At 68.4% G+C, this 21,304-nt stretch carries 18 protein-coding genes and 1 pseudogene; 7 read left to right on the top strand and 12 right to left on the bottom strand.

What is annotated here, in order from left to right:
* Positions 1–18 precede the first annotated feature (18 nt).
* Positions 19–738: a respiratory nitrate reductase subunit gamma gene (gene narI, locus DI269_RS05640; RefSeq protein WP_112134150.1), complete on the top strand. Its 720-nt coding sequence runs from the start codon at positions 19–21 to the stop codon at positions 736–738.
* Positions 739–759: 21 nt separating this feature from the next.
* Here the strand turns inward: narI and DI269_RS05635 are convergent, their stop codons facing one another.
* The 3 genes from DI269_RS05635 to DI269_RS05625 are packed head-to-tail and all read right to left on the bottom strand — an operon-like array spanning position 760 to position 3,029.
* Positions 760–1,527, bottom strand: coding sequence for a hypothetical protein (locus DI269_RS05635; RefSeq protein ID WP_157974779.1), 768 nt, complete (start codon positions 1,525–1,527; stop codon positions 760–762).
* Between the two features lie 14 nt (positions 1,528–1,541).
* Complete coding sequence (locus DI269_RS05630; RefSeq protein ID WP_112134134.1) at positions 1,542–2,546, bottom strand: hypothetical protein; 1,005 nt, start codon at positions 2,544–2,546, stop codon at positions 1,542–1,544.
* Positions 2,547–2,549: 3 nt separating this feature from the next.
* The gene (locus tag DI269_RS05625; protein WP_112134133.1) at positions 2,550–3,029 is read right to left on the bottom strand and encodes a hypothetical protein; all 480 of its coding nucleotides are present in this window, start codon (positions 3,027–3,029) and stop codon (positions 2,550–2,552) included.
* 194 nt (positions 3,030–3,223) lie between these two features.
* On the opposite strand from DI269_RS05625, the gene DI269_RS05620 reads away from it, so the two are divergent.
* Both DI269_RS05620 and DI269_RS05615 read left to right on the top strand, forming a co-directional pair.
* Positions 3,224–6,784, top strand: coding sequence for a leucine-rich repeat domain-containing protein (locus tag DI269_RS05620; RefSeq protein ID WP_112134132.1), 3,561 nt, complete (start codon positions 3,224–3,226; stop codon positions 6,782–6,784).
* Between the two features lie 100 nt (positions 6,785–6,884).
* Positions 6,885–8,108, top strand: a complete 1,224-nt coding sequence (locus DI269_RS05615; RefSeq protein WP_112134148.1) for an NAD(P)/FAD-dependent oxidoreductase — start codon at positions 6,885–6,887, stop codon at positions 8,106–8,108.
* On the opposite strand, the gene DI269_RS05610 is transcribed toward DI269_RS05615, so the two are convergent.
* The 6 genes from DI269_RS05610 to DI269_RS05585 all read right to left on the bottom strand — a co-directional run bounded on the left by DI269_RS05610 (position 8,097) and on the right by DI269_RS05585 (position 14,135).
* Positions 8,097–9,662 carry a PH domain-containing protein gene (locus tag DI269_RS05610; RefSeq protein WP_198667182.1) on the bottom strand — a complete coding sequence of 522 codons (1,566 nt, stop codon included), beginning with the start codon at positions 9,660–9,662 and terminating at the stop codon, positions 8,097–8,099. The two genes, DI269_RS05615 and DI269_RS05610, sit on opposite strands and share 12 nt — an antisense overlap.
* Complete coding sequence (locus DI269_RS05605; RefSeq protein WP_112134131.1) at positions 9,659–10,156, bottom strand: PH domain-containing protein; 498 nt, start codon at positions 10,154–10,156, stop codon at positions 9,659–9,661. Before DI269_RS05605 ends, DI269_RS05610 begins: the two co-directional genes overlap by 4 nt.
* A 136-nt stretch (positions 10,157–10,292) precedes the next feature.
* Positions 10,293–11,285 carry an L-glyceraldehyde 3-phosphate reductase gene (gene mgrA / locus DI269_RS05600; protein ID WP_112134130.1) on the bottom strand — a complete coding sequence of 331 codons (993 nt, stop codon included), beginning with the start codon at positions 11,283–11,285 and terminating at the stop codon, positions 10,293–10,295.
* Positions 11,286–11,353: 68 nt separating this feature from the next.
* Entirely contained in the window at positions 11,354–12,040 is a 687-nt protein-coding gene (locus DI269_RS05595) for a response regulator transcription factor (RefSeq protein WP_091048759.1), read from the bottom strand.
* A 12-nt stretch (positions 12,041–12,052) separates the two neighbouring features.
* Entirely contained in the window at positions 12,053–13,294 is a 1,242-nt protein-coding gene (locus DI269_RS05590) for a sensor histidine kinase (RefSeq protein WP_112134129.1), read from the bottom strand.
* A gap of 88 nt (positions 13,295–13,382) precedes the next feature.
* Positions 13,383–14,135 (bottom strand): phosphoglyceromutase, encoded by a 753-nt coding sequence (locus DI269_RS05585; protein ID WP_112134128.1) that lies wholly within the window; start codon positions 14,133–14,135, stop codon positions 13,383–13,385.
* 215 nt (positions 14,136–14,350) lie between these two features.
* Here DI269_RS05585 and DI269_RS05580 point away from each other — a divergent pair, with 215 nt between their 5' ends.
* Positions 14,351–14,698, top strand: coding sequence for a lactococcin 972 family bacteriocin (locus tag DI269_RS05580; RefSeq protein WP_112134127.1), 348 nt, complete (start codon positions 14,351–14,353; stop codon positions 14,696–14,698).
* Between the two features lie 53 nt (positions 14,699–14,751).
* On the opposite strand, the gene DI269_RS05575 is transcribed toward DI269_RS05580, so the two are convergent.
* The gene (locus DI269_RS05575; protein ID WP_112134126.1) at positions 14,752–15,228 is read right to left on the bottom strand and encodes a type III secretion system chaperone family protein; all 477 of its coding nucleotides are present in this window, start codon (positions 15,226–15,228) and stop codon (positions 14,752–14,754) included.
* On the bottom strand, positions 15,225–16,460 hold the full coding sequence (gene mshA / locus DI269_RS05570) for a D-inositol-3-phosphate glycosyltransferase (protein WP_408612270.1): 1,236 nt from the start codon (positions 16,458–16,460) through the stop codon (positions 15,225–15,227). Before mshA ends, DI269_RS05575 begins: the two co-directional genes overlap by 4 nt.
* Before the next feature lie 357 nt (positions 16,461–16,817).
* Between mshA and DI269_RS05565 the strand changes: the two genes are divergently transcribed.
* The 3 genes from DI269_RS05565 (at position 16,818) to DI269_RS05555 (ending at position 20,885) form a co-directional block, all read left to right on the top strand.
* Positions 16,818–17,489, top strand: coding sequence for a TetR/AcrR family transcriptional regulator (locus DI269_RS05565; RefSeq protein ID WP_198667181.1), 672 nt, complete (start codon positions 16,818–16,820; stop codon positions 17,487–17,489).
* Positions 17,490–17,607: 118 nt separating this feature from the next.
* On the top strand, positions 17,608–19,740 hold the full coding sequence (gene tmk, locus DI269_RS05560; protein ID WP_112134123.1) for a dTMP kinase: 2,133 nt from the start codon (positions 17,608–17,610) through the stop codon (positions 19,738–19,740).
* On the top strand, positions 19,737–20,885 hold the full coding sequence (locus DI269_RS05555) for a DNA polymerase III subunit delta' (RefSeq protein WP_112134122.1): 1,149 nt from the start codon (positions 19,737–19,739) through the stop codon (positions 20,883–20,885). The genes tmk and DI269_RS05555 overlap by 4 nt, the downstream gene beginning before the upstream one ends.
* Before the next feature lie 90 nt (positions 20,886–20,975).
* Here DI269_RS05555 and DI269_RS26805 read toward each other — a convergent pair.
* Positions 20,976–21,304 (bottom strand): annotated as a pseudogene (locus tag DI269_RS26805) (hypothetical protein); the annotation flags it as partial.

The raw sequence follows: 21,304 nt of genomic DNA, 5'->3' as shown, positions 1-21,304 counted from the left end.
CCCACCGCTCTCGACTACATGCTCTGGGGCGCACTGCCTTACGTCGTCCTCGCCGTGCTCATCGGCGGCACGATCTGGCGCTACCGCTACGACCGCTTCGGCTGGACGACCCGCTCCTCGCAGCTCTACGAATCGCGAATCCTCCGAATCGCCAGCCCGGTTTTCCACTTCGGACTACTAGTGGTGATCATCGGCCACGTAGTAGGCCTACTGATCCCCGAGACCTGGACCGACGCCGTCGGCATCACCAACGACATGTACCACGTGACCGCCCTTTCCTTGGGCGCCATAGCAGGCGTCACCACGCTAGGCGGCATAACGTTGCTCATCTGGCGCCGCCGAACAACAGGCCCGGTATTCAGCGCCACCACGGCAAACGACAAGGTCATGTACCTGGTCCTAGTAGCAGCAATCGTCGCCGGCCTGGCAACAACGCTCTTCTCCGCGGTAGCAGGCCTCACGAGTGGCGAGGAAGTGGACTACCGAGAAACCGTCTCCCCCTGGTTCCGAAGCATCTTCCTCCTCCAACCAGACGTCCCGGCCATGTCCGCCGCAACAACCCCCTTCCAACTCCACGCCCTCATCGGCCTCGCCCTATTCGCCCTCTTCCCCTTCACCCGCCTCGTCCACGCCTTCAGCGCCCCCATCTGGTACCTCTTCCGCCCCTACGTGGTCTACCGCTCCCGAGAAAACCAACCCACCCAACCGACCCGCCCAATCCGCCGAGGCTGGACCTGAGACGTGCCAAGTGAAGGCCCTTTACTCAGAAGCGTCGGCGCTGATCGTCTTCGCCTGGTCGGCGAGCCCGGTGAGCATTGCCACGTAAGGATCGATCGAGGGCCGCTCCGAAAGTCCATCGCCCCGCAGCTGGAATGTGAACTCGACCAGCATGTTCTCGTACTGCAACTTGTATTCAAACGAAATCGCCTTGCCGTCCGGATCCCAAGCGGTGCCGCGATTGTCAAGTTCGATGAACTCGGCGACGGCGGCCTGATCCCAGCCCGGTGCTTCCACAACGCGGGTCAATGGGAGCGGCAGCTCCTCCGCTGGGATATAGGAGTCATCGTCGTTCTCGTCGTTCGACGAGTAGATGTCGTAAGGGTCCTTCTCATAGGTCTCCTCCCAGGCGTTCACATCAGGGTCGATGAAGTGTGCTATCTGGGTTTTCATACCCAATGACCAGGAGATGTCGGACTCCTGGTCGCTGTAGCTGAAGTAGCAGTGGGACGTCTGGTTCACTAGAGCGAAGTCCGTTCCCAAGTCCCGATGCTCATCACTGCCGAGTACACCCGGATCCCCTGTCAAGCCACTGAGCTCGGCACGGTCCAGATCCACGCAGAGTTCCGCAGGCAAGGTCGTATAAGTAAGATCCTCAGCTGGTGTCAGCGACTCGGAGGGAGTGGAAGGCGGGTCCTCGGTGGGGCTGTCGGCGCTGGTACACGAACCTGCGAACAGCACCGCTACCGAGCTCACGAGCAGCAGGTTGAGACGAATCTGTCCGCCGAGAGGACCCATCCGAACCGCCAATCGTGTTTTCCTTGTCATTGGGCTGCTCGCGGAACAATTTGGCTGCTGGTGCTTTGTTCACCGTCAATGTAGATATTGCGCTTGGATTGGATGAACTCCTGAAGGCTGGCGGCGAAGGAGTCCTGCTCTGCTTTCATCACGGTCTCCATCTCATCGAGCACGCCGTTGAGATCCTCGATCATCTGGTCGATGTCGGCAGCGCTGGCGGGGACCGTGTAGCTCTGAGTGAGTGGCAGGCTGGCGATGACGCTGGCTCCGGCGCCTGCGGCAGCCCAGTCGACCGCGATCGCGGTAGCGGTGGCGGCCGCACCGGCGACGCTCGCAACAGCGCCGATGGCGACCAGGGCATAGACGACCTCTTTGTTCGAATCGACATCGTAGACCGCTTCCAGCGAGAGGTCGGTGATCTCGTCCAGGTGCTTGATCGCCTTGGACTGGATGGCGTGCAGTCCCTCAGCCGCGTTGGCGATGGCGCGGACAATGTCGCGGTGGTTCTTCACCGCCTTGTCGAGTGGATCGCCGAAGTTCGTCCAGAGAGCTTCGCCGTCGTCGCCCTGCCAGTCGCGGATCAAGTCCCGTACATTGTCCACATCGGCGGTGAGCTCGTCGTCCATTGCATTGGCGAGTTGGCGGTATCCGGTGAAGATCCGCTGCAAGGGGTCGAGCTTGCGAGCCAGGAGACCGATGTAGCGGCGTTCGAGTTCGTGCAGAACTTGCTCCCCGAGCTGGAGAGCGTGCGCTCTCGCGGCCGGCTCCAGACTCTCCGGGAGGTAGGTCTGGAGGGAACCGTCTGACGCCTCCGGAAAGCAGTCGGCAAGGAACTCCGACTTGCGGGGGATGGCGTCGTAGCGGGTGCCTGCGCTGGTTCCTTCGTAGGCGGCTGCCAAGGCCTGGGCAGCCGCCGTCTCGAAGTACCGGCCCGCAAGCGGCATTCGGAGATCCATGAGCTTGTGGTGCACCTCGGTCGGTTCCGGGATTCCAGAATCGAAGAGGCTCTTGAAGTCGGGGTAGTCGGGCATGCGTCAGTCCTCGTTCTCCAGAGCCTCTTGGTAGTCCTCGGCCCATCGGGTCATCTCGTCGCCTCGACTGACCTCGGTGGTCGGGTCGTAGTCCTGGTGGTCGGTCGGGGTGTGGACCGAACTGGAGTAGTTGCCTGACTCGACCTCCCCGAGCTGTTCGAGGAACTCCTGCTGGATCTGCTCGTCGGTCATTTCCCAGTTCTCGGATGCCTGGACCAGCACGAGTCCGGTCGCGCGGATGCCGTCGGCGCTCTCCTCAAGGGCTTCATAGAGGAATCGCTGCGCTTCCATGATGGCGTCCCCGAGGGCGTTTCCACCCCCGGCGCCACCTGGCGACTGCTCAAGCGAGGGACTGTTGTTCTTGATGGTGTCCCCGGCGGTGGTGGTCCATCCGTCGTAGGTGTCGGCGAGTCTCGGGCAGAAACTCTCGCCCGCTTCGCGGATGTCTGCCGGGGTGACGCCGACATCGGAATTGTTGGCCACGATCGTGGTCCTCCGAATTCGGGGTGTATGGAGGGTTTTGAACGAGCTTAGCGGAGCGTAGCCGACCCTGCACGACACAAAGTACTTCGCGCGATGCGGCTGAACCTGATGCGCACGTCTCGGCGGGTTCCTGCGGGGTGGAAGCGCTCTAGAATGGGAGTTTCCTTGTCTCCCCGCAGGAAGAGCTCCCCTCAATGCTTGACGAGGCCCTACGCCGCATCCAAGAAGCCAAGCGCACCAAGCAGACCGTCCTTGACCTCTCCGACCTCGACCTCACGGAGCTCCCCGAAGAGATCTGCGAACTCACCTGGCTCACTGAGCTCGACTTGAGGGACAACCGGTTGACTTCGCTGCCGGAATCGATCGGCGCCCTCACCGCCCTCACCAAACTCGACCTGTATGAGAACCGGTTGCGGGCGTTGCCCGACTCCTTCGGCCACCTCCGGTCGCTGAGAGTCCTCGACCTCGACAACAGTTGGCTGACCGTACTTCCGGAGTCGTTCGGCGAGCTGATCGCGCTCGCAGAACTCGACATCTCCCGCAACGATCTCGAAGCGATTCCTGACTCGATCGGGAACCTGACCGCCCTCACCGAGCTCATCCTCCACGGGAACGACCTTCGAGCGCTGCCTGAGTCGATCGGTCGTCTAGCCAATCTCCGAGTGCTGGAACTACACGGCAACGACCTGAAGGCGCTTCCGGAGACATTGGGGAATCTCGTCGGCCTCACCGAGCTGACGATCAACTCCAACCGCCTGGCCTCCCTACCCGAGTCGATCGGGAACCTCACCAAGCTTTCGAGATTGAACCTCAGCGAGAACCGGCTCACCGAACTGCCCGAGACCATCCAAGATCTCACCGAACTGACCGCCCTCGACCTCACCGGCAATCGACTCGTAGCGCTGCCGGAGGGGATCGGACGGCTGACCGCACTCACCAGTCTCCTGCTCCGCGACAACGACCTGCGTTCCCTGCCCGACTCGATCGGCAAGCTCACCTTGCTTACTTCCCTCACATTCTGGGACAACGACATCGAGGCACTGCCGGACTCGATCGGGGACCTGACCGATCTCACCGAGTTCGATCCTTCCTTCAACCGGTTGGCCTCGCTGCCAGAATCGATCGGGAACCTCACCGAGCTCACCTCACTAGACCTCTCCAACAACCGGTTGGCCTCGCTGCCAGAATCGATCGGGAACCTCACCAGGCTCACCAGGCTCCACCTCAACTACAACCGGCTCACCAGGCTGCCGGAGTCCATCGGTGCGCTCTTCGCACTCGCCACACTCGACCTCAACGGCAATGAACTGCCGGCGCTCACCGACACCATCGGGAACCTGACCAGTCTCACCACGCTCCAACTCGACGGCAATACGCTGCGTTCGCTCCCCGAGAGCATCGCCGCGCTGCCCCGTCTGACGAAGTTCTCCGCGGAACGGAATCCCCTGCCTCCCGAGATGGCGGCTGCCCAGTCGAGCCACGTAGACGGGCTCATGACCTTCCTGAAGGAGGTCGCGTCCGACGGCGTTGCGGTCCGTGAAGCGAAACTGGTGCTTGTCGGGGAAGGCGCGGTTGGCAAGAGCACCTTGCTGTCCGCGATGCTCGGCGAACCGTTCGAGGCCGACCGATCATCGACGCACGGCATCGAGGTCAGGCCATTGACCCTCTCGCAGGGAACCCCCGACGAGTGCGTACTGAACACCTGGGACTTCGGCGGCCAGGAGACCTACCGCCCGACCCACCAGCTGTTCTTCACCGCACCGGCCGTCTACCTCGTGGTCTGGAAACCCCGACACGGACCGCGGCAGGACAACGTCGAAGAATGGATCGACCTGATCCGCCGCCGGGCCGGAGACGACATCCGCATCCATGTCGTTGCGACCCACGGCGGTCCCAAGGACCGGTTCGCTCACATCGATGAGATGCGGCTTCGGCAGGCCCACGGTGACGTCATCGTCGACTTCCACCATGTCGACAGCAGCACCGGCGCAGGCATCGAGGACCTGAAGGCCGCTGTACAACGCACTGCCGCTGGCCTCCCGTACTTCTCCCGGAAGCTGCCGGGCAGTTGGCGCCGGTTCCAGGACGGCCTGCGGCAGGCGCCCGAGCCGTATCTGGAATACCACGACTACCTCGTCCGCGCCGCCGAACACGGACTCAGTGAAGCCTCCGCGAAAACCCTCGCGACCGTGGCGACCGACCTCGGCCACTGGTGCTACTACCCAGACATCCCTGGTCTCGACCAGCTTGTAGTCCTCAAGGGCGACTGGCTCAGTGCTGCGGTGAGCCTGGTGATCGACGATCCCGAGACCGTCCGAAATCACGGCCTCGTGGAGCACTCACGCCTCAAACACATCTGGAACGACCCGGCCAACCCGCCGCACCTGCGATACCCCGAGAAGGTCCATCGAGTCCTGTTGCGGCTCATGGAGGAGTATGAGATCTCCTACCGAGTCGGCGGAGGCGGGCATGGCGGTCGGCCGCCGACGAGCCTCATCGCCCAACTGGTCGATCCGCGGACCCCGGCTTTGGGGGAGTGGGAGGACCACGGCCGCGACCTGCCCGTCCAGACCCGGATCTGCAAGTTCAGCGACGCCTCTGGCAACTTCCACATCCCTGAAGGGCTCATCTACCGCCTTATTGTTCGGCTGCACCAGTTCTCGCTCGGCCGCGAGCAGTATGAGCAGAGCCTCCACTGGACCAACGGGCTCGTCATCGACCACGGCCTCCACGGCAGGGCTCTCATCCGTCTGGAGCGCAAGCAGCTCACGGTCTCGGTCAAGGCGGTCGCCCCCGAGTACTTCCTCACCATGATCCTTGAGGAGGTGCGCAGCCACGTCGCCGAGTTCTGGCAGGGCGTGAAGGTCCACAACTTCGTCACCTGCGGCGGATTCTGCAACGACCCCGACGCCACCGGGCAAGGACAGTGGGAAGTCGAGCGCCTCTTCAACCGGCGCATGAAGGGCAAGCCCGAGATCACCTGTACCTCATGCGATGAAGACGTGTCGATCCGTGCTCTGCTGAGCGGAGTCGCCGAACCCGCTGCACCTAACGACCGGCTAGCCGAGGTCTTCGAGCGAGTCCTTGATTCGGACTTTGTGGGCAGAAGTGAGCTGATATGGCGGCTGGCGGCCAGTGATCGACGGGAAGAACACCTCGAAGCATCGATGATGCTCAGCCGGAATGAGTCCGACTTCCAAACCATGCTCAAGGCGCTTGCTGACGAAGCTCCGGCTGGACCCCGGATCCTCAATCTTGAATCCCTCCCTGGGCGACGAGACGCCGCCAGCGTTCGCTTCAATGTGCTCCTGTGGTGTGAGTATTCGCGGAAGCCGTTGTGGCAGTTGAACAGTGACCAGAATTCGGGAGTAGTTCCCGTTGAAATTCCGAAGGAATGGATCGAAAGGTCCGGCCGTTGGGTGGGTGCAATGGGGATACTTCTTGAATCTGTGCATTCGCTGGCGCCAGGGGATGCTGCAGTACAGCCTGTGATCCAACAGGCCCCGCCTTTTCGGCGAGGTGCGGTGCGCAATGCCCTCCGGGTCATGCGGCCCTACACCGAGTATCACGAGGTCGAAATGCGGGCCGGCGACTCTGTGGCCGACCAGCTCCGCGAACTTCACCGCCTCATCCGCGAAAAGGACCCCACCTTCGGCGGGCTCGTCCGGGTCCGCACCCGGAGCGGGTACCTGTGGGTCCACCCGCAGTTTGAGGCCGAGCTGAACCCCGGACTTCCGAATATGGGCGAGGAGTGAATTATTCGGGGGCGGTGAGTGTGGGGAGAGCTTCCTGGGGTCACCCGTTCGGCGTAAGAATGGGAGGCGGACCAGCCGTCTACGGAAGCCGGAGTTGCTCATGAGCAGTGCACCGTTCGTCATCGTCGGAGGCGGGCTCGCCGCCTCTAAAGCAGCGCAGACACTCCGCGACGAGGAGTTTGAGGGCGATCTCGTCGTCGTGACCGGGGAGCCGCACCGGCCGTATGAGCGGCCGCCGTTGTCCAAGGACTACCTGCGGGGAGACGCCGACCGCTCCGCGCTGTTCACCGTCGACGAGGACTGGTACCGGCAGAATGCGGACCTGCGGGTGGGCGTACCTGCGACCGGGCTCGACACCTCGGGGCACCGGCTCGCGCTGGCCGATGGGAGCGGGCTGGACTATTCGAAGCTGATCATCGCGACTGGGTCGACGCCCAGGGCGCTGCCGGTGCCCGGTGGGGACCTGGGCGGGGTGCACTTGCTGCGGACGGTCGAGGACGCGGACCTGCTTGCGGCCGAGCTCAAGGGTGGTGAGGGGCGGGTCGTGATCGTCGGGGACGGGTGGATCGGGATGGAGGTCGCGGCGTCGGCGAGGCAGCTCGGGCGGGACGTGACGCTGTTCGGGATGGGCGCGCAGCCGCTCGAACGGGTTCTCGGGCCTGAGATGGGGCTGGTGTTCGCACAGCTCCATATTGATAAGGGCGTTGACCTGCGACGGCGCACCGAGATTGCGAAGATCCTAGGGGAGGACGGCCGCGCCGTCGGGGTCGAGACGACCGACGGGGAGCGAGTCGAGGCTGACTTGGTGCTTGTCGCGGTCGGTGTCTCGCCTAATGCGGGGTTGGCCGCTTCGGGTGGGCTTGAGCTTCGTGGGCGGGAGCTTGGAGGTGGGGTTGCTGTGGATGAGACCTTGCGGACCAGTGCCTCTGACGTTTGGGCTGCTGGGGACATCGCTAGCGCTCCCTATCCGCACTACGGGCGGCCCATCCGCGTGGAGCACTGGCAGACTGCGATCGACACGGGTGTGCACGCCGCCAAGGCCGCGCTCGGGTCGGGTGAAGTGTTCGACAAGCTGCCGTACTTCTTTACCGATCAGTACGACCTCGGTATGGAATATCTTGGATTCGTGGCCGGGCCCGACTCCTACGACGAGGTCGTGGTGTCCGGAGACGTCGAGTCGCTGGAGTTCGTCGTCTTCTGGACAAAGGCCGGGCGGGTCCTCGCGGGGATGGCCGTCAACACCTGGGACCGCGTGGGGGACATCGAGGCCCTCATCCGCGCCGAGGAGGCGCCCGGGGAAGCAGCGCTCCGGTCATTCCGGTGACCTGACCAGGAAGGGCCGCAGCAGATCCGGAACGGCCTCGTCGGCGAAGTCGAGGATCTCGTGCTCGTCGGCGTCGATGACCGCGTAATGGCCCTTGCCGGCCGCCGTGGTCGCGTCGAGGGTCATGAGGCCCATGCGCTGCTGGAACACCGACTGCGTGATGCGCCAGCCGATGATCCCCGAGCGGTCGAGATGGACCGTGGCGCGCCTGGTGCTGCCTCGCCTTGAGATCAGGTGGCGAGCGGTTAGCGCGTGGCCGAGGGATCGGTATGAGTCGAAGGCTGTCCACAGCGAGAATGCGGAACTGAGCACGGCCGCAAGGACTATCGCGGCGCTCAGCAGTGCTGGGAGCTGCCACAGCAGGTGCGGCACCGTTGCGGCAATCGCGAGGATCACCACTGCGATCACCGCCCAGCGCAGGCGGCGGGTGCGGGCCGTGCGGGGGTGGACGGTGAGATCGCAGTCGACCGGGCCGATGACCGCTTCGGCCGCGCTGGCGACGGCGGGGAGCGGGGCGGCGGGGACGAGGGTGCTCAGGTCGCTGCCCTGCTCGTCGGTCTTGAGGCCGATGGCGACGACGTCGAGGCGGCCGGCGCCTGCGGAGCGGACGCCGAGGGGTTCGACGATCTCGATGCCGCGGATGCGCTCCTCTTCGAGGCTGAGGGAGCGGGAGACGAGGAGGCCGCGGCGGACGCGGAGGGTGCCGCCGGGTTCGCGATCGAGGCGGTGGCCCCACCAGGCTTCGCCTTGGAGGGCGAGGCTGGCGACGGCGCCGAGGACGAGGAGGCCGACCAGGCCGAGGCCGAGGACCGTCCAGGGACCGTGGTCCTCGACGAGGTTTCCGACGATCTCGACTGGCAGGCCGCCCTTGCCGAACCAGTCGGCGACCTGGAAGGTGCCGCCGACCGCGGCGCCCGCGAGCATCGGGGTGAGGAACGACAGGGGCGCGTACTTGAGCCAGCCCGGTTCCCAGGTGGCGAGGCGCTGCTCGCGGTCGTCGCCGGTGTCGACGGCGGCGCGGCGGAGCAGTTCGGTGCGGAGCCGTTCGGCCTCGTCGCGGTCGACGGAGTCGAGGGTGAGGGTCTGCTCGCTCGTCGATCCGGAGCCGCTGCCGGTCTCGCCGGTGCCGACCTTGACCTTCGCGAGGCCGAAGACGCGTTCGAGGGGGTTGGCGGTGAGGTCGACCGAGCGGATGCGTTCGCGCATGAGCGAGCGGCGGGTCTTGAACAGGACACCGGTGTGCATCTCCATGCGCAGGTCGGTGACGTGGTACCTGGTGACGCGCAGGCGGATCGCCTCGTAGCCGACGACCGCGCCGATGACGAGCGCGGCGCCGGGGACGACGAACGCGAGCGCGATGAGCAGGCCGGGTCCGGAGCCGATGGCGATCGCGGCGGGCACGCCGGCGCCGATCATGACGCCGGCCATGTACAGGGCGGTGACCTTGAGGCCGTCGCGGTGGAGCCTGCGCCAGAGTTCGCCGGTGTCGACCGGGGCGGCCGCCTCGCCGGTATCGGCGTCGGGTCCAATGCTGTTGGGCTGCAACTCGGTCACGTCGCGTCTCCGGGGGTCGCGTCGGTGAGTTCGGTGAGGCGTTCGGCCAGGGCCGCGGCCTCCTCCTGGTCGAGGCCTTCGAGTTTCACCGCGCCCGCCGACGACGCGGTAGTGACGACCACAGTGGACAGTCTGAAGGAGCGCTGCACGGGTCCCTGCGTGGTGTCGACGGTCTGGATGCGCGACATCGGGGCGATCCGCCAGGTGCGCCAGAAGTACCCGGTGAGGGTGTACACGGCGGTGTCGGTGACCTCCCAGCGGTGCACGCGGTGCCACCACACCGGCAGCGCCAGTGCCGCGGCGAGGCCGAGGACGAGGATCGCGGCGGCGGGGACGAGGAGCCAGAGGCGGGCGGGCGGGATGAGGAGGCCGAGGACCGCCAGGGGCACGACGGGGACGGCGGTCGTGATGAGCCACTGGACCCGCCACCAGGGGACGGTGCGCGGGTCGAACCGGTTGCTCGGCGGGCGGAGGGCGGTCCGTGAAACGGTCATACCGAAATCGTATGGAACCGGAAGTCTCGCTGCTTCCGACTTCAGGCGGAACTTTTCCGGCCCGCGTTTCATACCGAGGTACTAACCGCGGGACCCCCGAAAGTCAGGGGTCCCGCGGGATGCGTTGCGGCGCTTGCTATCCGATGGAGGCGGCGTCGATGGCGGCGAGCTCGTCGGCGGTGAAGGCGAGGTTCGCGGTCGCGGCGACGTTGTCCTCCAGCTGCTTGACGCTGCTGGCGCCGATGATGACGCTGGTCATGCGGTCGTCGCGCAGGGCCCAGGCGAGCGCGGTCTGGGCCAGCGACTGGCCGCGGGAGGCGGCGATCTCGTTGAGGGCCTTCACTTTCGCCATGGTCTTCTCGTCGAGGCGGTCCTCGTCGAGGAAGTGGCTGGTGGCGGCGCGCGAGTCGGAGGGGACGCCCTTGAGGTACCGGTCGGTGAGGACGCCCTGCTCCAGGGGGCTGAACACGATGCAGCCGGCGCCGACCTCTTCGAGGGCGTCGAGGAGGTGGTCGTCCTCGATGCGGCGGTCGAACATCGAGTAGCGCGGCTGGTCGATGAGCAGCGGCGTACCGAGGTCCCGCAGGATCGCGGCGGCGGCCCTGACCTGCTCGGACGTGTAGTTGGAGACGCCGACGTACAGGGCCTTGCCCGAGCGCACGATCGCGTCGAGCGCGCCCATGGTCTCCTCCAGGGGCGTGTCGGGATCGGGCCGGTGGTGGTAGAACACGTCGACGTAGTCCAGGCCCAGGCGCTCCAGGGACTGGTCGAGCGAGGACACGAGGTACTTGCGCGAGCCCCATTCGCCGTACGGGCCGGGCCACATGTAGTACCCGGCCTTGGAGGACACGACGATCTCGTCGCGGTGCGACTTCAGGTCCTGGGCGTAGAGGCGCCCGAAGTTCTCCTCGGCGCTCCCGGCCGGCGGGCCGTAGTTGTTGGCGAGGTCGAAGTGGGTCACGCCGAGGTCGAAGGCGCGCCGCACGATCGCCCGCTGGGTGTCCAGCGGCCGGGTGTGGCCGAAGTTGTGCCACAGGCCGAGGGAGACCGCCGGCAGCTTGAGGCCGCTGCGTCCGGAGCGGCGGTAGGGCATGGACTCGTAGCGGTCGTCCGCGGGAAGGTAGGTCACCTGTGCACCCTATCCGGTCCGGAAAGCGTTGTCAGAGGTTCGTTCCGGGGTGAACCCGGGGTGAACGCCTACGCGTGCGGGTCGAACTTGTACCCCAGGCCGCGGACCGTGACGAGGTGCCGCGGCTTGCCCGGCTCGGGCTCGATCTTCGAGCGCAGGCGCTTGACGTGCACGTCGAGGGTCTTGGTGTCGCCCACGTAGTTCGCGCCCCAGACGCGGTCGATGAGCTGGCCGCGGGTGAGGACGCGCCCGGCGTTGCGCAGCAGCATCTCCAACAGCTCGAACTCCTTGAGCGGCAGCTGGACGTCGCCGCCGCCGACGGTGACCGTGTGCCGGTCGACGTCCATGCGGACCGGCCCGGCCTCCAGGACCGTGACGATCGGGTCGTCGGGCTCGGCCGAGCGGCGCAGGACCGCGCGGATGCGCGCCACCAGCTCGCGCGACGAGTACGGCTTCGTGATGTAGTCGTCGGCGCCCAGTTCGAGGCCCACCACCTTGTCGACCTCGGAGTCCCGGGCCGTGACCATGATGATCGGCACGTTCGAGTTGGCGCGGAGCTCGCGGCAGACCTCCGTGCCGGACTTCTCCGGCAGCATCAGGTCGAGCAGGACCACGTCGGCGCCGGCGCGCTCGTACTCCTTGATGGCGGCGTCGCCGTCAGCGGCGACCGCCACCTCGAAGCCCTCCTTGCGGAGCATGTAGGAGAGGGCATCGGAGAACGATTCCTCGTCTTCAACTACGAGAACGCGGGTCACGAGTGAACCTTCCTAACGGGCGGCTTGCTGGCTTGTTCCGATTTCAGCCGAGTCCGGTGCCATGGCGTCGGACGGAAGGGAACGCGCAGGCAACATCAAGGTAAACACTGACCCGGCATCGGGCATACTGGACACTTCCACCCTACCCCCGTGATTGACGGCCACATGTTTGACGATCGCCAGGCCGAGGCCGGTGCCGCCCGTCGCGCGCGACCTGGCCGCGTCCACCCGGTAGAACCGCTCGAAGATCCGGTCCAGCTCCTCCGCGGGGATGCCGATGCCCTGGTCGCGCACCGAGATGCACACCATCTTGACCCCCGCCAGATGCCCCGTCGGGGACTGTACCGAGATCTCCACCTCCACGGCCGTGTTCTCAGGTGAATAGGAGATGGCGTTGCCGACGAGGTTCTTCACGGCGGTGACGAGCTGCGGCTCGTTCCCGAGCACCTCGGTGTCCTCGACGCCCGTCAGCAGCAGCTCGATGCTCTTCTCCTCGGCCGCTATCCGCGTCTGGTCGAACGCCTCCATCACGATCCGGTCGACCTCGACCGGCTCGGGGTCCGGCAGCTTCTCCGCGCCCTGGAGCCGCGACAGCTCCAGCAGGTCGGTGACCAGGTGGTTCATGCGCTTCGACTCGGAGCGGATGCGGTCGGCGAACCGCGCGGCCGCGTCGGGGTCCTCCGCGGCGTCCTTGAGCGCCTCGGACAGGATCTGCATCGCGCCCACGGGGGTCTTCAGCTCGTGGCTGATGTTCGCCACGAAGTCGCGGCGCACCCGCTCCAGGCGGTGCAGCTCGGAGATGTCCTGGAACTCGGCCACCGACACGCCGTCGGGCAGCGGCGTGATGCGCACGCTCACCGCGCTCGGCTCGCCCATGACCTGCTTGGGGACCTCGATCTCGGCGTCCCGGTAGCGTCCGGAGCGCCGCGCCTGCGCGAGCAGCGCCCGCAGCGTCAGCGACACGATCTCGTGGTCGTCGACCAGGCCCAGGTCCCGGGCCGCGCGGTTCGTGTAGAGGACGCGGTTGTGGTCGTCGACCAGGCACACGCCCGTCCTCAGCAGGCCGACCGCGGCCTCCCAGGGACGCGTGTCGTGCACGGGGGCGGTGCGGGGCTCCGGGTGGGGCGCGCCCCGGTGCCTGATCCGCATGAGGGCGGTCGCGGCGGCGCCGAAAGCGGCACCTGCGGCGAGACCTGTCAGCACGCGCCCGACGCCTCTCCCGAGGCTCTTGGGCTGCGGTTCGTTGTGGGCCACGACCCCAGATTAAGCACGAAACGGCCCGGCGTCGAGCACCGGGCCGTTATCGATGTCACGCTCCGTTAACCGCGAGCGCGCATTTCGCTTATTTCTTCCCCTGCGCGGCGACCGCGGCAGCCGCCTCGGCGGCGGCCTCGGGGTCGAGGTACTCCCCGCCGGCCTTCACAGGCTTGAGGGTCTCCTCGTCCAGCTCGTACTTGAGCGGCATGCCCGTGGGGATGTTCAGCTTCACGATCGCGTCGTCGGAGATCCCGTCGAGGTGCTTGACGAGCGCCCGCAGCGAGTTCCCGTGCGCGGCGACGAGCACGGTCTTGCCGGACTTCAGGTCCGGGACGATGCCGTCGTACCAGTAGGGGAGCATCCGGTCGAGCACGTCCTTGAGGCACTCGGTGCCGGGCCGGACCTCGGGCGCCAGGTCCGCGTAGCGCGCGTCCCCGTCCTGCGAGAACTCCGAGCCCGCCGCGATGACCGGCGGCGGCACGTCGTACGAGCGGCGCCAGATCATGAACTGCTCCTCGCCGAACTCGGCGAGCGTCGCGGCCTTGTCCTTGCCCTGGAGCGCCCCGTAGTGGCGCTCGTTGAGCCGCCACGACCGCTTGACCGGGATCCACGAGCGGGCGGCCTCGGCCAGCGCCAGCTCGGAGGTGTTGATGGCGCGGCGCAGCAGCGAGGTGTGCACGACGTCGGGGAGCAGGTCCGCCTCGGCGAGCAGCCGCCCGCCCCGGCGCGCCTCGTCCTCGCCCGAGGCCGACAGCTTGACGTCGACCCAGCCGGTGAACAGGTTCTTGGCGTTCCATTCGCTTTCGCCGTGGCGAAGCAGCACGAGAGTGTAGGTCATGCCCCCTATCCTGCCGCCTCGCCGCCCGAGCGGCCCCCCGGTCGCCGCGAAGGTGTGGCGGCCGTCGCCATCACAGTCGCGTTTCCGACACGTGAGCCCGATTCGGTGAAGCGCCTGTGGGCCGCGGTGCGCTCCGGTAGTTTCGACTGGGCCGCCGCACCGGCGGCAAGGGCTCGATAGCAAGCGGCCCAAGGGAACTCAAGGGGGAACCTGCAATGAAGCGGGTGAAGCAAGGCATCTTCGCTGCGGCTGCGGCCGCGGTCATGCTGCTCAGCGGCGCCGGGGCCGCGCAGGCCGAGCCGCTCGGCCTCGTGGCGATCGAGGAGGACGGCTGCCAGGACGTCGACGGGGGTACCTGGTGCTACGGCAGCGGCATCGACGGCAGCAGCGGCCTCAAGGCCTGCTACTCCAATTACAAGCACCCGGACAACGTCCACTCCGCCACCGCGATGATCGGCAACTCGGTCAACACCGTCACCGCCGGCCCCGGCGACTGGGCCCAGGCGTGGGCCACCGCGGGCTGGGGATTCACCTGCCACGCGAAGTACAACCCGGACGCCTGAGAACGACCGTATGCGAAGGCGCGCTTCCCGGTTCGGGAAGCGCGCCTTCGCCGTCAGCCCTCGGGGCGGAGATGCTCGAACGCTTCGAGGTTCCTGGTGGACTCGCCGCGGGCGAGGCGCCAGCGCCACTCCTGTTGGATCGAGGACTTGAAGCCGAGTTCGAGGATGACGTTGAACGTGTCGTCGGCGGCTTCGAGGACCTGGCCGAGGACGCGGTCGAGCTCGTCGGGGGCGATCGCGGTGAAGGGCAGGCGCCCGACGAGGTGGATGTCGTCGTTGCCGTCGGTCGCGAAGGCGACGCCGTAGAGCTTTCCGTTGCGGCGCAGCAGCTCCGCCCAGACCGCCTCGTGGTGCTCCTCGGGCCTGCGGGCGACGAACGCCTCGACGCGGAGGGCGTGGTCTTCGAGGACGAGGCCGCATTCGGTGGTGAGCTTGCGCCGGCCGGGGAGGGTCACGACCGCCGAGCGCGGGGTGTCCAGGCGGTAGTCGGCGCCGATCTCGTCGAGGGCGGCCGTGAGTCGCTCGATCACCGGTTCAGCGTAATCGCCTGGGAGCGGCGCTGGAGGGTGCGGCGGTAGGCGGCGCCGAGGCCTTCGGCGGTGGCCTGCCACGAGAAGAGCGCGGCGTGGGCGCGGGTGCCGGCGGCGAGGCGCTCGCGCAGCGCGGTGTCGCGCATGAGGCGCCCGATGGCGTCGGCCCAGTCGTCGGCGCGGTGGGAGTCGACGAGGAGCCCGGAGGAGCCGTCGGCGACGGCCGTGGTGAGCCCGCCGACCTTCGCGGCGATCACGGGCGTGCCGGTGGCCTGGGCTTCGAGGGCGACGAGGCCGAACGACTCGTTGTAGCTGGGGACGGCGACGGCGTCGGCGGCCCGGTAGACCTGCGCGAGCGCTTCTCCCGAGCGCGGAGAGCGCCACTGGACGCGGTCGCCGAGGCCGAGCTCCCCGGCGAGCTTGGGGAGCCAGTACAGGTCGGTGTTGGAGGGCCCGCCGACGAACACCGGAACGATGCGTTCCGCCAATGCCGGGTCGTGGACGCGAAGGCGCGCGAGGCCGCGCAGGAGCACGTCGGGGGCCTTGGCGGGCTGGATGCGGCCGACGAACGCGACGACGAGGGCGTCCCGGGGGAGCCCGAGGGCCTCGCGGGCGGCGGTCTTGTCGCCGGGGCGGAAGACGCCGAGGTCGACGCCGGGGTGGACGACTTCGACGCGGCGGGCGTCGGCGGCGTAGTAGCGCTGGAGCTCGCCGGCCTCGGCGGCGGTGTTGGCGATGAGGAGGTCGGCCTCGGTGGTGATCTGCTCCTCGCCGACGACGCGCCCGATCGGCTCGGGCGAGTCCCCGTCGGCGAGCTGCGCGTTCTTGACCTTCGCGAGGGTGTGGAAGGTCTGCACGAGCGGGACGTTCCACCGGTCGGCCGCGACCCACGCGGCCTGGCCGCTGAGCCAGTAGTGGGCGTGGATGAGGTCGTAGTGGCCGGGCCGGTTGTGGGCCTCGGCGCGCAGGAGGCCGCCGGTGAAGGCGCACAGCTGCGTGGGGAGGTCGTTCTTGGACAGGCCCTCGAAGGGCCCGGCGGGGAGGTGGTGGACGAGGACGCCGGGGGCGGCCTCGACCGTGGGGGGCTCTTCGGAGCTGGTGGCGCGGGTGAAGATCTCGACCTCGACGCCGGCGCGGGCGAGTTCGCGGGCGGTGTTGAGGACGTACACGTTCATGCCGCCGGCGTCGCCGGTGCCGGGCTGCGCGAGGGGGGAGGTGTGGACCGAGACCATCGCGACGCGGTGGACGGCCTGCTTGCGGCATCGGGCCCGGAACGCCGGTGTGCGCCGTTGATTCACGTGTCTTTCCTCTCCCGCGGTTGCCATCCCCTAGAGCAACGCGCCAAACCCTCGCAATCCTTCCGTGGCGGGGTGTCCCGGCACAACCGCCGCAGGCGCGGGAGTGACCAACTCCGCATTCCTGCAAGACGATGGGCGACGTGGAGTTTTCGTTCCGTTTCGTGGCCGATTGGTGACACTCGGTCGGGGGAAGCCGGAATTTCTCTCGCGACACGACCGGGAATGAGCCTCAAATCCGGGCAAGTCGTCCATGATGGGGAGACTTGTCATCACCAGGGGGGAGACAACACCATGAGCACTGCAACCGTGCCCGCCGCAAGGCAGCCCACGATGTCGCCGGTGTCCAAGTTCGGTCAGACGCACTCGCTTCGCCGCCTGCCCGTCCAGGAGCGGTCGGCCGCCCGCGTGCGCCGCATGCTCGACGCCGCCGCCGACCTGATCGAGGAGGTCGGCTACGACCGGCTCTCGACCACCGCGATCGCGCAGCGCGCGGACGTCGCCATCGGCTCGGTCTACCAGTTCTTCGGGGACAAGCGCTCGCTCGCCGAGGCGCTGTCCCAGCGCTACATCGACCTGTACTTCGAACGCCTGACCGCGCGCTTCGACGCCGAGCCGCCCGCCGACTGGCGGGGCGGGGTGGAGGCCGCGATCGCCGAGTACGTCCACATGTACCGCACGGCGCCCGGCTTCCGCGTCCTCCACCTGGCCGACGCGATCGACCCGGGCCGGGCCGACGCGGTCACCACCGGCGGCGACGTCATCGCCGACCAGATCCTCGCCGGGCTCGCCCAGCGCTTCGGGATCGGCGGGGACGACGAGCTCGGCAAGACCGTCACCGTCGCCGTCGAGACCGGGCAGGCCCTGGTCCGCCTGGCCTTCCGCCGCGACCCGGAGGGCTGCTCGGCGTCGATCGCCGAGGCCAACGGCGTCGTCTGCGACTACCTCGCGCGCCGCCTCCCGTAGGCACCGGAATTCAGGCCCTGTCGCGGGCCACTATCCGACCGCGCCGGGACGTATGGCCGCATCGGGCCGACTAGTCTCGTAGTCGACCCGGTGCGGTCTCTGACTTTCGAGGAGCAGCATGGCGAACACCCTTGCCGACATCCAGACGGTGCTGCGGATCAAGCCGTTCAGACGGCTGTGGACCGTGCTCGGGCTGGCCTCCTTCGGCGACTGGCTCGCGCTGTTCGCGACCGCGGGTTTCGCGCAGTCCCTGTTCGACGACCCGGCCGCGAAGGGCGCCGCGTTCTCGGCGACGATCGTGCTCCGCCTGCTCCCGTCCCTCGTCCTCGGCCCCGTCGCGGGCGTCTTCGCAGACCGCTTCGACCGCCGCAAGACCATGGCCGCGTGCGACACCGCCCGCTGCCTGCTCATCGCCTCGGTCCCCACGGTCTACCTCGTCACCGGCTCCACCGCGATCACCGTGACGTGGCTGGCGATCGCCCAGCTGTGCATCGAGGCCGCCGTCCTCATCTGGTCCCCGGCGAAGGAGGCCGCGGTCCCCAACCTCCTCCCGCAGGAGAAGTACGAGGCCGCCAACCAGCTCAGCCTCGCCACCACCTACGGCATCGCCCCGCCCCTCGCGTTCGCCGTCCTCGCGATCCTGGAGCGCGGCTCCGCGGTCTGGTCGAACCTCGGCTCCTGGGCCGAGCCGATGGTCCTCGCGATGTACATCGACGCGGTCATGTTCGCGATCCTCGCCGTCACCGTCTACTTCTTCATCCCGCAGATCTCCGGCCGCTACGGCCAGGTCGCGACCAAGGCCCAGAGCGTCTGGCACGACTTCGTCGAGGGCTGGTCCTACCTGCGCACCTCCGAACGCGTCCGCGGCCTCATCCTCGGCATGCTCGGCGCGTTCAGCGGCGCGGGCATCCTCATCGGCGTCGGCACCGTCTACGCCGGCACGCTCGGCGCCGGCGACGCCGCGTTCTACACCCTCGCGGTGTTCCTCTTCCTCGGCCTCGGCGGCGGGATCGCGTTCGGCCCCAAGCTCGTCGGCGACCTCTCGCGCCTGCGCTGGTTCGGCATGAGCATCGTCCTCGCCGGCGCCGGCCTCGCGCTCGACGCGGTCGCCCCGCACATGGTCTTCTCGATCCTCGGCTCGGTCGTCATCGGCCTCGGCGCCGGCATGGCGTTCCTCGCCGGGATCACGCTCCTCCAGCGCGAGACCGAGGACGAGATCCGCGGCCGCATGTTCGCGTTCATCGCCGTCTCCGCGCGCGTCATCCTCATGCTCGCCATGACGATCTCGGCCCCGCTCGCCGGCTGGCAGGCCGCCCGGCAGCTGAACGTCGGCGCCGCCCAGGTCGAGGTGTCGATGAGCCGCATCCTCCTGTTCGTCGCCGCCGGCCTCGTCGTCTGGCTCGGCGTCACCGCGTTCCGGTCCATGGACGACAAGCCGGGCGTCCCGGTCTTCGCCGACCTGTGGTCCTCCCTGCGCGGGCGCCCCCTCTCGGCGGCGCTGCCGCTCCAGAGCGACGGCTTCTTCGTGGTCTTCGAAGGCGGCGAAGGCGCCGGCAAGTCCACCCAGTCGGTGAAGCTCGCCGCCTGGCTCAAACTCCGCGGCTACGAGGCGGTCCTGACCCGCGAGCCCGGCGCCACCGACATCGGCATGCGCATCCGCTCCCTCGTCCTCGACTCCGGCGGCGACTCCGCGCCGTCGCCGCGCGCCGAGGCCCTCCTGTACGCCGCCGACCGCGCCCAGCACGTCGAGAAGGTCGTCCGGCCCGCCCTCGAACGCGGCGCCGTCGTCGTCTCCGACCGCTACATCGACTCCTCCATCGCCTACCAGGGCTCGGGCCGCGACCTCGGCAAGGACGAGGTCGCCTGGGTCTCCCAGTGGGCCACCGGCGGCCTCAAACCCGACCTCACGGTCCTCCTCGACGTCGACCCCGCGCAGGGCCTGCACCGCGCCAAGGCCGGCGGCGAAGGCGACCGCCTCGAACAGGAGCGCCTGGAGTTCCACGAGCGGGTCCGCGAGGCGTTCCTCGGCCTCGCCGCCGCCGACCCCCGCCGCTACCTCGTCGTCCACGGCGGCACGCCCGACGAGATCGCCGCGAAGGTCCGCGAGGCCGTCGCCGAGCGCCTCGACATCCGCACCCAGACCGCCCGCACCGACGCCGGCTGGCCGGGCCTGGACTCCGACAAGGACGCCGACCGCGGCGGCGCCGAGTACGGCTGGGACAACGTCGCCGAGGAAGCCGGCCGGGCGTGAGCGTTTTCGACGAGCTCGTCGGCCAGGACGAGGCCCGGCGGGTCCTCGCCGACGCCGCCGCCGGCACCGGCATGACCCACGCGTGGCTGTTCACCGGCCCGCCCGGGTCCGGCAGGTCCACGGCCGCGGTCGCGTTCGCCGCCGCGCTCCAGTGCCCCGAGAACGGCTGCGGCGAATGCCATTCGTGCCGCACCGCCCTCGGCGGCACCCACCCCGACGTCACCCGCGTCATCCCCGAGGGCCTGTCCCTCGGCGTCGACCAGGTCCGCGGCCTCATCCTCGACGCCTCCCGCGCCCCCACCTCCGGCCCCTGGCAGGTCCTCGTCGTCGAGGACGCCGACCGCCTCACCGAAGCCGCCGCGAACGCCCTGCTCAAAGCCGTCGAGGAGCCGCCGGAGCGGACCGTGTTCCTGCTGTGCGCGCCCTCAGTGAACCCCGCCGAGATCTCGGTGACGATCCGCTCCCGCTGCCGCGTCATGAACCTGCGCCAGCCCCCGCCCGGCGCGATCGCCGACCTCCTGGTCGCCCGCGACGGCCTCGACCGCCGCGAAGCCGAGCTGTTCGCCGCAGCCGCCCAGGGCCACGTCGGCCGCGCCCGGCGCCTCGCCACCGACGCGGAGGCGCGCGCGAAACGCCACGACGTCCTCCAGATCCCGCGGCGCCTGACCGGCCTCGGCGCGTGCTTCACCGCCGCGGTCGAACTCATCGAGGCCGCCGAAGCCGAGGCCTCCGGCACGTACACCGAGCAGTCCGTGGCCGAGAAGGAGGCCCTGGAGACCGCGCTCGGCAAGGGCGGCACCGGCAAGGGCGCGTCGAAGGCCGCCCGCGGCTCGGCGGCGGCCCTGAAGGAGCTGGAGAAGCGCCAGAAGACCCGCGACACCCGCGCCCAGCGCGACTCCCTCGACCGGGCCCTGGTCGACCTCGCCGCGTTCTACCGCGACGCCCTCGCTGCCGGCTTCGGCGCCCGCGTCGACCCGGTCCACCCGGACATGGCCGACACGACCCGCGCCGCGGCCTCGAAGCTCTCGGCCGAGTCGCTCCTGCGCCGCATCGACGCGATCCTGAACTGCCGCAAGGCCATCGAAGCGAACGTGCGCCCGCGCATCGCCGTGGAGGCGATGATGCTGTCGCTCTGGCGGGCGTAGCGCCGCCGACTGTCGGACCCCTGCGTCACCCTTGTGCCGGGGGCCCAGAGAAGCGGCACACCCGACCTCGGGGGCCGGTGCCCCGCAAGCTCACTGGGTCCACAGGTGGTGGATGAACGCGTCCTGGGCCTTCGGGACCTGGCCGCTGCGCCGCCACCGGTACCAGGCGCGCTCCTCGACCACCCGCACGCAGAAGTCCCCGTCGGTCTCGAACGGCTCTGAGACGCACCGGAAGTCGTCCCGGAACACGCCGTCGGTCCAGTGCCAGACGCGCCGCCCGATCAGGTTGGGCACGTCCGAGGCCGGGTAGGGCCGCCGTATGGGTGGCGCGTCGGGGTCGGAGAGGCGTTCGATGAGGTAGCCGGGCCGGGGCGCGCCGGTGCCGGGTTCGGGGCGCTGGACCCACACGTCGGCGGCGG

The organism is Glycomyces dulcitolivorans (genome assembly GCF_003265355.1).
Classification (GTDB): Bacteria; Actinomycetota; Actinomycetes; order Mycobacteriales; family Micromonosporaceae; genus Glycomyces; species Glycomyces dulcitolivorans.
The sequence above is the reverse complement of the archived record's forward strand: the minus strand, read 5'-3'. Positions and strand labels throughout refer to the sequence as shown.

What these genes read in the sequence shown, in the direction of transcription:
- DI269_RS05565 (WP_198667181.1), top strand. Translation starts at nt 16,818, where the DNA reads ATGAGCACTGCAACCGTGCCCGCCGCAAGGCAGCCCACGATGTCGCCG.
- DI269_RS05620 (WP_112134132.1), top strand. Translation starts at nt 3,224, where the DNA reads ATGCTTGACGAGGCCCTACGCCGCATCCAAGAAGCCAAGCGCACCAAG.
- mshA (WP_408612270.1), bottom strand. Translation starts at nt 16,460, where the DNA reads ATGGTCTCGGTCCACACCTCCCCCCTCGCGCAGCCCGGCACCGGCGAC.
- DI269_RS05630 (WP_112134134.1), bottom strand. Translation starts at nt 2,546, where the DNA reads ATGCCCGACTACCCCGACTTCAAGAGCCTCTTCGATTCTGGAATCCCG.
- DI269_RS05615 (WP_112134148.1), top strand. Translation starts at nt 6,885, where the DNA reads ATGAGCAGTGCACCGTTCGTCATCGTCGGAGGCGGGCTCGCCGCCTCT.
- tmk (WP_112134123.1), top strand. Translation starts at nt 17,608, where the DNA reads ATGGCGAACACCCTTGCCGACATCCAGACGGTGCTGCGGATCAAGCCG.
- DI269_RS05585 (WP_112134128.1), bottom strand. Translation starts at nt 14,135, where the DNA reads ATGACCTACACTCTCGTGCTGCTTCGCCACGGCGAAAGCGAATGGAAC.
- narI (WP_112134150.1), top strand. Translation starts at nt 19, where the DNA reads ATGCTCTGGGGCGCACTGCCTTACGTCGTCCTCGCCGTGCTCATCGGC.
- DI269_RS05605 (WP_112134131.1), bottom strand. Translation starts at nt 10,156, where the DNA reads ATGACCGTTTCACGGACCGCCCTCCGCCCGCCGAGCAACCGGTTCGAC.
- DI269_RS05580 (WP_112134127.1), top strand. Translation starts at nt 14,351, where the DNA reads ATGAAGCGGGTGAAGCAAGGCATCTTCGCTGCGGCTGCGGCCGCGGTC.